Source organism: Streptomyces sp. NPDC002513 (assembly GCF_053595355.1).
Map to the genome: position 1 here is coordinate 278550 of NZ_JBSFXK010000002.1, position 11406 is coordinate 289955.

At 71.1% G+C, this 11406-nt stretch carries 12 protein-coding genes and 1 pseudogene; 6 read left to right on the forward strand and 7 right to left on the reverse strand.

The features are described 5' to 3' along the window. Nucleotides 1-124: 124 nt before the first annotated feature. Nucleotides 125-1579, forward strand: coding sequence for a catalase (locus tag ACWD5Q_RS02725; RefSeq protein WP_451425174.1), 1455 nt, complete (start codon nt 125-127; stop codon nt 1577-1579). Between the two features lie 115 nt (nt 1580-1694). Here the strand turns inward: ACWD5Q_RS02725 and ACWD5Q_RS02730 are convergent, their stop codons facing one another. After that, a complete protein-coding gene (locus ACWD5Q_RS02730; protein ID WP_451425191.1) occupies nt 1695-2096 on the reverse strand; it encodes a CBS domain-containing protein in 402 nt (133 codons plus the stop codon). A 226-nt stretch (nt 2097-2322) separates the two neighbouring features. Further along, nucleotides 2323-3123: a histidinol-phosphatase gene (gene hisN, locus ACWD5Q_RS02735; RefSeq protein ID WP_451425175.1), complete on the reverse strand. Its 801-nt coding sequence runs from the start codon at nt 3121-3123 to the stop codon at nt 2323-2325. 238 nt (nt 3124-3361) lie between these two features. On the opposite strand from hisN, the gene ACWD5Q_RS02740 reads away from it, so the two are divergent. Continuing rightward, entirely contained in the window at nt 3362-3967 is a 606-nt protein-coding gene (locus ACWD5Q_RS02740) for a TetR/AcrR family transcriptional regulator (RefSeq protein ID WP_451425192.1), read from the forward strand. A 66-nt stretch (nt 3968-4033) separates the two neighbouring features. Here ACWD5Q_RS02740 and ACWD5Q_RS02745 read toward each other — a convergent pair whose 3' ends face one another. The 5 genes and pseudogenes from ACWD5Q_RS02745 to ACWD5Q_RS02765 all read right to left on the reverse strand — a co-directional run. Continuing rightward, nucleotides 4034-4357, reverse strand: coding sequence for a DMT family transporter (locus ACWD5Q_RS02745; RefSeq protein ID WP_451425176.1), 324 nt, complete (start codon nt 4355-4357; stop codon nt 4034-4036). 210 nt (nt 4358-4567) lie between these two features. Continuing rightward, entirely contained in the window at nt 4568-5581 is a 1014-nt protein-coding gene (gene rsgA, locus ACWD5Q_RS02750) for a ribosome small subunit-dependent GTPase A (protein WP_451425177.1), read from the reverse strand. A 17-nt stretch (nt 5582-5598) separates the two neighbouring features. After that, nucleotides 5599-6915 carry a 3-phosphoshikimate 1-carboxyvinyltransferase gene (gene aroA, locus ACWD5Q_RS02755; RefSeq protein WP_451425178.1) on the reverse strand — a complete coding sequence of 439 codons (1317 nt, stop codon included), beginning with the start codon at nt 6913-6915 and terminating at the stop codon, nt 5599-5601. Between the two features lie 188 nt (nt 6916-7103). Continuing rightward, nucleotides 7104-7835 carry a M50 family metallopeptidase gene (locus ACWD5Q_RS02760; RefSeq protein WP_451425179.1) on the reverse strand — a complete coding sequence of 244 codons (732 nt, stop codon included), beginning with the start codon at nt 7833-7835 and terminating at the stop codon, nt 7104-7106. 130 nt (nt 7836-7965) lie between these two features. Continuing rightward, nucleotides 7966-8199 (reverse strand): annotated as a pseudogene (locus tag ACWD5Q_RS02765) (hypothetical protein); the annotation flags it as partial. A gap of 182 nt (nt 8200-8381) precedes the next feature. On the opposite strand from ACWD5Q_RS02765, the gene ACWD5Q_RS02770 reads away from it, so the two are divergent. The 4 genes from ACWD5Q_RS02770 (at nt 8382) to rsrA (ending at nt 11241) form a co-directional block, all read left to right on the forward strand. Beyond that, complete coding sequence (locus ACWD5Q_RS02770; RefSeq protein ID WP_451425180.1) at nt 8382-9200, forward strand: SOS response-associated peptidase; 819 nt, start codon at nt 8382-8384, stop codon at nt 9198-9200. 160 nt (nt 9201-9360) lie between these two features. Next, nucleotides 9361-10005, forward strand: a complete 645-nt coding sequence (locus ACWD5Q_RS02775; RefSeq protein ID WP_451425181.1) for an alpha/beta hydrolase family protein — start codon at nt 9361-9363, stop codon at nt 10003-10005. Between the two features lie 253 nt (nt 10006-10258). Further along, complete coding sequence (sigR, locus tag ACWD5Q_RS02780) at nt 10259-10942, forward strand: RNA polymerase sigma factor SigR (RefSeq protein ID WP_451425193.1); 684 nt, start codon at nt 10259-10261, stop codon at nt 10940-10942. Further along, nucleotides 10939-11241 carry a mycothiol system anti-sigma-R factor gene (gene rsrA, locus ACWD5Q_RS02785; RefSeq protein ID WP_451425182.1) on the forward strand — a complete coding sequence of 101 codons (303 nt, stop codon included), beginning with the start codon at nt 10939-10941 and terminating at the stop codon, nt 11239-11241. Before sigR ends, rsrA begins: the two co-directional genes overlap by 4 nt. The last annotated feature ends 165 nt before the right edge of the window (nt 11242-11406 follow it).

Here is an 11406-nt window from a genome sequence, read left to right on the forward strand (position 1 = left end):
AGGGGACCAGGTCCCGAACAGGTGTGAAATTGGAGCTTTGCTTGACTTAGACATTGTCCATTGTAGGATCGAGATCGGCTTTGGCCAAGTAGCAGGGTTTGTCGGAAATGACGCAGGAGGCGCAGTGACGCAGGGACCGCTCACGACGGAAGCCGGTGCTCCGGTAGCCGACAACCAGAACAGTGAGACCGCGGGCGTCGGCGGCCCCGTTCTCGTTCAGGACCAGCACCTCTTCGAGAAGCTGGCCCACTTCAACCGGGAGCGCATCCCGGAGCGTGTCGTGCACGCCCGTGGCGCGGGCGCCTACGGCACCTTCACGGTCACCGCCGATGTCACCCCGTACACGCGGGCCAAGTTCCTGTCCGAGGCGGGCAAGCAGACCGAGGTCTTCCTGCGCTTCTCGACGGTGGCGGGCAACCTGGGCGCCGCGGACGCCGTCCGTGACCCCCGCGGCTTCGCGCTGAAGTTCTACACCGAAGAGGGCAACTACGACCTCGTCGGCAACAACACCCCGGTGTTCTTCATCAAGGACGCCCTCAAGTTCCCCGACTTCATCCACACCCAGAAGCGCGACCCCTACACCGGTTCGCAGGAGCCGGACAACGTCTGGGACTTCTGGGGCCTGTCGCCCGAGTCCACCCACCAGGTGACCTGGCTCCACGGCGACCGTGGCATCCCGGCGTCGTTCCGCCACATGAACGGCTACAGCTCCCACACCTACCAGTGGAGCAACGAGGCCGGCGAGGTCTTCTGGGTCAAGTACCACTTCAAGACCGACCAGGGGATCAAGACCCTCACCACCGAAGAGGCCAACAAGCTCGCCGGTGAGGACCCCGACTCCCACCAGCGCGACCTGCGTGAGTCCATCGAGCGCGGCGAGTTCCCGACCTGGACCGTGCAGATCCAGGTCATGCCGGCGGCGGACGCGGCCACCTACCGCTTCAACCCGTTCGACCTCACCAAGGTGTGGCCGCACGAGGACTACCCGCCGATCGAGTTCGGCAAGCTGGAGCTCAACCGCAACCCGGAGAACATCTTCGCCGAGGTCGAGCAGTCGATCTTCAGCCCCGCCCACTTCGTGCCCGGCATCGGCCCCTCCCCGGACAAGATGCTCCAGGGCCGCCTCTTCGCGTACGGCGACGCCCACCGCTACCGCGTCGGCATCAACGCCGACCACCTGCCGGTGAACCGCCCGCATGCCACCGAGGCGCGCAACTACTCGCGTGACGGCTACCTGTACGACGGCCGCCACAAGGGCACGAAGAACTACGAGCCGAACAGCTTCGACGGCCCGGCCCAGACGGACCGTCCGCTGTGGCAGCCGTTCGACGGCTTCACGGCCGGCACCGGCACCCACGAGGCCCCGGCCCACGCCGAGGACAACGACTTCGTGCAGGCGGGCAACCTCTACCGGCTGATGTCCGACGGTGAGAAGGAGCGCCTCATCGACAACCTCGCGGGCTCCCTCTCCAAGGTCTCGCGTGACGAGATCATCGAGCGCGCGGTCAACAACTTCCGTCAGGCCGACGGAGACCTCGGCAAGCGCCTGGAGGCCGCGGTCCAGGCCCTGCGCGGCTGACCCGGGTTGGACCGCTTGTCGTAGGGCACGGGCCGGAATCCCTGAGAGGATTCCGGCCCGTTCGCGCGTCCGCGGCCAGGGGTGGAGGGACGTCCGCGGGCTTGGGGAGGAGCTCTTAGAGGGGCGTGGCGGGGACGCGCTCTCGGGCCGGGGCCCAGCAGCGGATGATGTCGCGGACCGAGACGACCCCGACCGGTTCGTCGCGGGCGAGCACGATCAGATGCCGGAAGCCGTCGTGGGCCATGGCGGCAGCGGCCTCTTCGAGGGTCCAGGTGGGCGCGGCGAACACCACGTCCGTGGTGGTGTGGGCATCGGCCCGCTCGGTGTCGGGGTTCTGGCCGAGGCCGACGGAGTTCAGGATGTCACGCTCGGTGAGGATGCCGAGACCGCCGGCGTCCGGATCGAGGACCACGGCCGCGCCGACGCGGCGGGCGGACATCAGGGTCGCCGCCTGGCGGAGGGTGTGTGCGGGGCCGATGGTGAGGACCATCGTGCTCATGGCGTCGCGGACGAGCATGGACGAAGCCACCTCCTGAGGGTGCGCCGGAATGCACTGACTCCGGGCTCCGGATCCGATGGATGCCGCCAGCCGAAGGTGCCTGTTCCGCGCTTCACAAGTTCACAAGTGGGGATACCCAGAGTCGCAGGCAAAGCGCGGGTCAACAAGAGGGCGCACGTCGTGTGTTCAGGGGCGCTCGAGGTGCACAGCAGCACCGAAGGTGTCTGGTTGCCTGCCGGGGCACCTAGTAGCGGTCGTTCAGGTAGTCGAGCAGGGTGTCGTGGAGCAGCCCGTTCGACGCGGCCGCGTTGCCGCTGTGCGGGCCCGGGCGGCCGTCGATGCCCGTGAAGGAGCCGCCGGCCTCGGTCACGACGATCGCGTTGGCGGCCATGTCCCACAGGGACAGCTCCGGCTCGGCGCAGATGTCCACCGATCCCTCGGCGACCATCATGTACGGCCAGAAGTCGCCGTAGCCGCGGGTGCGCCAGACCGCCCGTGTCAGGTCCAAGAAGCCGTTCAGCCGCCCTCGCTCCTCCCAGCCGGACAGGGAGGAGTACGCGAAGGAGGCGTCGGACAGCGTCGCGACGCGTGAGACGCGCAGCCGGGACGCCGAGGACAGGCTGCGGCCGGTGAACGCGCCGTGTCCCTTGGCGGCCCACCAGCGGCGGCCGAGCGCGGGCGCGGAGACGACGCCGACGACGGGCTGGTAGCCCCCCTCGCCCGCCTCCGTCAGGGAGATCAGGGTGGCCCAGACGGGCACACCGCGGACGTAGTTCTTGGTGCCGTCGATCGGGTCGACGACCCAGCGGCGCGGCCCCGTGCCCTCGATGCCGTACTCCTCGCCGAGGATCGCGTCCCGCGGCCGGGCGCGCTGGAGCTGGCCGCGGATCAGCTCCTCGGCGGCCTTGTCGGCCTCGCTCACCGGCGTCATGTCCGGTTTGGTCTCGATCTTGAGGTCGAGGGCCTTGAACCGGGCCATGGTCGCGGCGTCCGCGGCGTCCGCGAGGACATGGGCGAGCCGCAGGTCATCGAGATACTCGGGCATGAGCGAACGGTATCCCCCCGTCCCGGGGACGGCCACACGACCCGGGGATCTTCACGGGCTCCGGACGTCCCGGCGTCTCGCCGCCCCGGGCCGCGCGCCGTCGCGCCCCTGCGCGCCGGCACGATCACGGTGTGTCCCGGCCAGGAGGGCGCCCCCTGACGCCGCCGCGAACCCTTGACAGTGCTGGTACGCCCGTCAAATCTGTGCGTCAGAGCCGCCGGCCCCGAGGGAGGCGATGATGCCTGCAGCGCGGGAATCCCTACTGGACGCCGCCTATACGGCGCTCGCGCGTCGTCCGTGGTCCGTCGTGCGCATGGTGGACGTGGCCGCGGCGGCCGGTGTCTCCCGTCAGACCCTCTACAACGAGTTCGGCAGCAAGGAGGGGCTCGCCCGGGCCTTGGTGCGGCGGGAGGCGGACGGTTACCTCGCCGGTGTCGACCGGGCGCTGGCCACGCCCACGGACCCCCGGGAACGGCTGGCCGCCATCGCCGAGTGGATGACGTCCGCCGCGCGCGGCAACCCGGTTGTGCGCGCCATGCTCACCGGCTGCTGGAGCGAGCGGCTGCCCGCGCCGACGCTCTCGGCCGTGCCGTCCACCTCGGCGGTGCCCGCGCAGCGCCGGGCCGACGGGCCGCTGCCGTCCCCGGCGGACTTCGTGACCCTGGTCCGCGACCGTGCCGTCACGGCGGTGGCCGGACCGGTGACGACCAAGGCGGAGGCGGCGGAACTGGCCCGCGTCTGCGAGCTGGTCGTACGGCTGGCCCTGTCCTGTCTCACGGCGCCGCCGGGGGCGGGCGGGGTCGTCGAGCTGGTGCGGCGGGCCCTGCCGCGGCCGGTGCGATGAGGACGCGCCCACGGCCTCCCCAGGTCACCACGCGGATTCCCGCGCCCTGAAGGGGGACTTGTCCCCTCAGCGGGCCGAGCCGGACAGTTGCAGGCCGATCACGCCCACGATCACCAGCGTGATCGAGACGATCTTCAAGGTGGAGACCAGGTCGCCCAGGAACACCATGCCGTAGATCGCCGTTCCCGCCGCGCCGATCCCGGTCCACACCGCGTACGCCGGGCCCACGTCCAGTTTCTTCAGGGACAGGGTCAGGAGACCGAAGCTGCCCAGGGCGAAGCAGCAGAACGCGACCGTGGGCCAGAGTCTGGTGAACCCGTGCGAGAGCTTGAGACACACGGCGAAACCGGTCTCGAGAAACCCGGCCACGATGACCAGCAGCCACGCCATGTCTTCCTCCCACATTCCACGTCGACTGCCTCATCCGGTTGGTCAGGCCCGGTGCGAGTAAAGCAATTACCTGCGCGCCATGGACGCAAACACGATGAGAGTAATGGACGCAAACACGATGAGAGCAAACGCGAAGAGTTCAGGCGCGGGGAGGCCAGGGTCGTTCACTGGCGCGATGGATTGCCGGCAGGCAGGTCGGTCCCGGTGAGGTCAGTCCCCGTCCCTCCGCTCGCGCGTGGCCAGCAGCCGGCGCAGCGAGTACAGCCGTGCCGGGTCCGCGTGCCCCTCGGCCACCCAGGCGTCCAGCGCGCAGTCCGGCTCGTCGTGGCTGCACCCCCGTGGACAGCCCGCGGTGCCGGGCTCCAGGTCCGGGAAGGCGTGGATGACGCGGGAGGGGTCGATGTGCGCGAGGCCGAAGGACCGCACGCCCGGGGTGTCGATCACCCAGCCGCCGAGACGGTCCCCCAGGGGCAGCGCGAGCGCCGACGTGGTGGTGTGCCGCCCGCGGCCGGTCACCGCGTTGACATGGCCCGTGGTACGCCGCCGGTCCTTGGGCACCAACGCGTTGACCAGCGTCGTCTTGCCCACGCCGGAGTGCCCGACGAACGCCGTGACCTTGCCGTTCAGATGCTCGCGCACCTGATGTGCCGCGTCGCCGCTCTCCAGCTCCTCGCGGCTGGTGACGACGTAGGGGATGTCCAGCGTCCCGTACAGCTCCAGGAGCTTGTCGGGCGGGGCGAGATCCGACTTCGTCATGACCAGGAGCGGTTCGAGGCCACCGTCGTACGCGGCGACCAGACAGCGGTCGATCAGGCGCGGGCGCGGCTCCGGGTTGGCGAGGGCGGTGACGATGGCGAGCTGGTCGGCGTTGGCGACGACCACGCGCTCGTAGGGATCGTCGTCGTCCGCCGTACGGCGCAGGACGGAGGCGCGTTCCTCGATGCGGACGATGCGGGCGAGGGTGTCCTTCGTGCCGGACAGATCGCCGACCAGGGCGACGCGGTCGCCGACCACCGCCGCCTTGCGGCCCAGTTCCCGGGCCTTCATCGCGACGACCGTACGGCCGTCGACGAGACAGGTCAGCCGGCCGCGGTCGACGGTGAGGACCATGCCCTCGGCCGCGTCCTCGTGCTTGGGGCGGATGTGCGTACGCGGCCGGTTGCCCTTGCGGTTCGGGCGGCTGCGGATGTCGTCCTCGTCGGTGTGCTTGCCGTAGCGGCGCATGATCGTGAGTCCGCCCGTCAGTTCCCGAGCATCCCGGCCCACAGCTCGGGGAAGTCCGGCAGCGTCTTGGCGGTCGTCGCCACGTTCTCGATCCGCACGCCGTCGACCGCGAGGCCGATGACGGCGCCCGCGGTGGCCATGCGGTGGTCCTCGTAGGTGTGGAAGACGCCGCCGTGCAGGGGGCGCGGGCGGATGTGCAGGCCGTCGGCGGTCTCGGTGACGTCGCCGCCCAGCTCGTTGATCTCCTTGGTGAGCGCGGCCAGCCGGTCCGTCTCGTGCAGCCGCAGATGGGCCACCCCGCGCAGGGTCGACGGGGAGTCCGCGAGGGCCGCGACCGCCGCGACGCCCGGGGTCAGCTCGCCGACCTCGCCCAGGTCCACATCGATCCCGTGGAGGGCACCCGAACCGGTGAACTCGAGGCCGCGCTCGGTCAGCTCGCAGGAGCCGCCCATCGCGGTGAAGATCTCGCGCAGCCGGTCGCCGGGCTGGGTCGTACGGGCCGGCCAGTCCGGGATGACGACCTTGCCGCCGGTGACCAGCGCGGCGGCGAGGAACGGCTGGGCGTTGGAGAGATCCGGCTCGACGGTCAGGTCCCGGCCGAGCAGGGCACCGGGCGTGACCCGCCAGACGTTCGGCTCGCCGCCCGACTCCGGGGTGTCCACCTGCGCGCCGACCGCGCGCAGCATGTCCACGGTCATCCGGATGTGCGGCATGGAGGGCAGCGTCGCGCCGGTGTGGCGGACCTCGACGCCCTGGTTGAAGCGCGGGGCGGACAGCAGCAGGGCGCTGAGGAACTGGGACGAGGAGGACGCGTCGACGGACACCGGGCCGCCGTCCAGCGCGCCGCCGCCGTGCACGGTCAGCGGCAGGGCGCCGCGGCCGTCGTCGTCGATGCGGGCGCCCAGGGCGCGCAGGGCGTCGATCACGCCGTTCAGCGGGCGCTCGTACGAGCGGGGGTCGCCGTCGAAGCGGACGGGGCCGTCGGCGAGCGCGGCCACCGGGGGCAGGAAGCGCATCACGGTGCCGGCGTTGCCGACGTCGACCGTGGCCGGGCCGTGCAGCGCGGCCGGGATCACCCGCCAGGTCTCGCCGGAGCCGTCGGGGCCGACCCCTTCCTCGATGCCGGCGCCCAGCGCGCGCAGGGCGTCGGCCATGAGCAGGGTGTCGCGCGAGCGCAGGGGGCGGCGCAGCCAGCCCGGCTCGGAGGCGAGCGCGGCGAGGACGAGGGCACGGTTGGTGACCGACTTCGACCCGGGCACGTGGACCGTCGCGTCGACGGCTCCGCTCGCGTGCGGGGCGGTCCAGAGGGCGGTCTGTGCGGGGTTAACGGTCATGCGCCCCACTGTAGTGGTTGGTCCAGTCCGTAGATCTTGATCAAAAGTGGCGAAACCTGAGTGAAACCCCTGTCTGGTAGGGGTCCGGAACGCGCGCTGCGTGGACGCCTGGAACATGCCGGGCGCCTCTGTCCGAAACGGCCCGGACGTTCAGATGCGTGCGCCCCTCGGACGCGTGCAGCGGTCCGTCAGAGCCGCAGCAGCCACTGCCCGCCGCCCATCAGCGAGCACAGCGACACCACGTGGAACAGGAAGAGCCACATCACCGCCGGCACATGGGTGAGCCGGGAGAGCTGGTCCGCGTCCGAGTCCCCGGCGCCCCCGCGCGAGCGCTTCGCCTGGAGCTCGAAGGCCGGGCGTACGCCGCCGACCAGCAGGAACCACACCACCGCGTACGCGAACGCCGCCTGTACCTGGGGACCGGCCAGCCAGGACACCAGCAGGAAGGTGCCGCCGGTGAGGACCACGGTCAGCGCCCCGTACGCGTTGCGGATCATCACCAGCATCACCAGCAGCAGTGCGGTGGCCAGCCACAGCAGCAGCGTGATGTGCCCGGCCGCGAGCAGCGCCGCGCCGCCGAGGCCGAGCAGCGGGGGAGCGGTGTAGCCCGCGGCGGCGGTGAGGATCATGCCGAGGCCGTACGGCTTGCCGCGGCTGACGGTGAGGCCGCTGGTGTCGGAGTGGAGCCGGATGCCCGTGAGGGTACGACCGGTCAGCAGCGCGACCAGTCCGTGACCGCCCTCGTGCGCGATGGTGATGGCGTTGCGCGCGATCCGCCACACGCCCGGCGGGACGACCACGGCGAGCGCGGCGGCCAGGGTGGCGAGCACCACCCACAGGTCGGGATCGGGCTGACGTCCGAGGGCCCGGTCCCACAGGCCGGGGAGGGCGCTGAGCGAGGTCGAGGCGAGGCTGTCCATTGCGGTGGGTGGCTCCTGGCGTGTCGGCGGATCTGTCAGGGTGGCACGTAGGGACGGACGGTAGCGGACGGTATCTGAGACGCTGACGTGGCGGCTATCGGTCCCATCGGTAAACGTGCAGGTCACACGGTTAGACCCGCGCGGTGATCCGGGGTTCCCGCTCTTCCCGTGCTGTCTGTGCGCCGACCTGGAGGCACCTGTGCGGGGCTGGTGCTGATCTCCTTGCACCGTCCTGTGCGGCGCGAGTGAGGATCGTGACAGGGCCGGGAGCGGCAAGGGCGGTCGCGCTGAGCATGGCGTCGATGGCGTACGTGTGGCCGTGGGGACCGGCGTCGGCAAGCAGGGCGGCGGCGTGGCGGGCGAGTGCCGGCGAGCACGTGGTCCGTGACGGTTGGCCGCCTCACGACCTGCGACACTGGTACGCGACGACCGCGCCCGGCAACGGTCTGCCGTGCGCGGTCAAGGTGATGGATGTGGCGCTGGCCCGGCACCGTGCTGACGTGGTGCCGACCGAGGCGGCCATGTCCGCAGGTCGGAGGGGCACACATGTGCGGACGGTATGCGGCGAGTCGCAGGCCCGAGGATCTCGCAGGGATCTTCGAGGCGGAGAAGTGGGGGGAGCCCGAGGAGACCCTGGCGCCCGACTACAACGTCGCCCCGACCAAGCAGGTCTACGCGGTCCTGGACCGCCCCCTGAAGGACGCCGACGACAAACGGCCGGTTCGCCAGTTGCGCAGGCTCACCTGGGGCCTCGTCCCGTCCTGGGCCAAGTCGCCCGAGGGCGGCGCGCGGATGATCAACGCGCGCGCGGAGACGGTGCACGAGAAGCCGTCCTACCGCCGCGCCTTCGCCGCCCGGCGCTGCATCATCCCGGCCGACGGCTACTACGAGTGGGTCACCGCTGCGCAGGAGCGCGAGCTGGAGGTCGAGGGCCGGAAGAAGCGGCCGCGCAAGCAGCCGTACTTCGTGCTGCCCGCCGACGGCTCGGTCTTCGCGATGGCCGGCCTCTACGAGTTCTGGCGGGACCGGACGCTGCCCGACGACCATCCGCGCGCCTGGTGGGTGACCTGCTCGGTGATCACGACGGAGGCGGAGACGACACCGCTGGCCGTCGCCCCCGCACAGGGCCCGCGCTCCCTGGCCGACATCCATCCGCGTATGCCCCTGATGCTCACCCCCGACCGCTGGGACGCCTGGCTCGACCCCGCCCGCACCGACCCGGACGACCTGCGCTCCCTGCTCCAGGCACCGCCCGCCGGCCTGATGCGCGCCTACCCGGTCTCCACGGCGGTCAGCAACGTCCGCAACAACGGTCCGGAGCTGGTGAAGGAGCTGGAGGCCCCCGAGGAGGGCACACTCTTCTGACGCGCCCGACGGGGACGCATCCGGGAGCCCCGAAGCGGCGCTCCGGCCGACCACGGCCCCGAGGGACGCGCGTGACCGAGGCGGGCAGGGCCGTACAGGGCGGCCGGAAGGTGTGACCGAGGCGGGCAGGGCCGTACAGGGCGGCCGGAGGACGGCGGACATGGCGGATGGGACGCAGAGCGTGGAGACCGGTGCCGGTACGGCCCGTGTCACCTGGCACCGGGCGCGGCAGGCCGCGCTGGTCCTCGCCCTCGGCCACGGCGCCGGGGGCGGCGTCGAGGCACGCGACCTCCAGGCGCTCGCCCGGGTCCTGCCCGCGCACGGGGTGACCGTCGCGCTCGTCGAGCAGCCCTGGCGTGTCGCCGGCAAGAAGGTGGCCCCGGCGCCGAAGACGCTGGACGCGGGCTGGCACGGGGTGTGGCCCGCCCTGGCGGGCCCCGGGCTGCCCGTGATCGCCGGCGGGCGCAGCGCCGGGGCCCGGGTCGCCTGCCGCACGGCCGCCGGGCTCGGTGCCGTCGCGGTCCTCGCGCTGAGCTTCCCGCTCCACCCGCCGGGCCGGCCCGAGAGGTCCCGCGCCGAGGAGCTGCTGGGCGCGGGCGTGCCCACCCTGGTGGTCCAGGGCGGGCGGGACCCCTTCGGCAGGCCGGAGGAGTTTCCGGGGGGCTCGTACGGGATGGTCGAGGTGCCGTACGCCGATCACGGCTTCGCCGTCCCCAAGCGCGCGGACCTCGGCCAGGAGCAGGCTCTGGAGATCATCACCGGCGCGGTGGCGACGTGGGCCGTGTCACTGGGGTCGCCCGCGTGACGCCCGGGAATGTTGCGGGGCGGACCACTGTTGTGGGGATCAGACAGCACCGGGGTGCTGCACCGCACGACGAGAGGAAGTCCGCCGCATGGGTTCGACCATCTCCCCGACGCGCAGCAGCAGCGCTGACCTGGACTGGACGGTGCTGCACGCGGTGAAGACCGTCCCTGTCCGGGCGGCGGCGGGCCAGGGTGTTCGTCTATCCTCCGAACACAGTGGGACCGCTTTCGGTCCTGCCATGTCGCTGGAGGAGGTGGGTCCGGTCACCGGTACCGACGCAGGGACCGAACACGGCCAGGCGGAGCAGCCCGAGGGTCAGGGGTCGGGCGCGGAGTCGTCCGGCGAGCGCAGTGCGCGCTTCGAGCGGGACGCGCTCGAATTCCTGGACCAGATGTACTCTGCCGCGCTGCGCATGACGCGCAACCCGGCGGATGCCGAGGACCTGGTGCAGGAGACGTACGCGAAGGCGTACGCGTCCTTCCACCAGTTCCGCGAGGGCACGAACCTCAAGGCGTGGCTGTACCGGATCCTCACCAACACGTTCATCAACTCGTACCGCAAGAAGCAGCGCGAACCCCAGCGCAGCGCGGCCGAGGAGATCGAGGACTGGCAGCTGGCGCGCGCCGAGTCGCACATGTCGACCGGTCTGCGCTCGGCCGAGTCGCAGGCGCTCGACCACCTGCCCGACTCGGACGTCAAGGCAGCGCTGCAGGCGATCCCCGAGGAATTCCGCATCGCCGTCTATCTCGCCGATGTAGAGGGCTTTGCGTACAAGGAGATCGCGGACATCATGGGGACACCCATCGGCACGGTGATGTCCCGGCTGCACCGGGGCCGCCGTCAACTGCGCGGCATGCTCGAGGACTACGCCCGCGAGCGCGGGCTGGTCCCGGCGGGCGCCGGAGAGTCGGACGAAGCGAAAGGCTCGGGCTCATGAGCTGCGGAGAGCCGCACGAGACGGACTGCAGTGAGGTCCTCGACCATCTCTACGAGTTCCTCGACAGCGAGATGCCGGACGTGGACCGCACGAAGATCCAGCACCACTTCGAGGAATGCTCGCCGTGCCTCGAGAAGTACGGTCTGGAGCAGGCCGTGAAGAAGCTGGTCAAGCGGTGCTGTGGCCATGACGAGGTGCCGACCGACCTTCGGGCGAAGGTCATGGGCCGCATCGAGCTGATCCGTTCGGGTCAGACGGCGCCGGAGCAGGGTGCGACGGCGACGCCGCAGGAGTCCTGAATTGACGCGGCACGAGTCCTGAACTGATGTGGCACAGCCCTGAACCGACGCCGCAGAAGTCCTGAACTCCTGATCGCACAAGGCCTCGCCTCGCGAACGAAGCTGATGTGCGCGGCGTCCCAGGTTCCGTTGTAGAGGGCCAGAACCTTGAACGGGGACACAGCG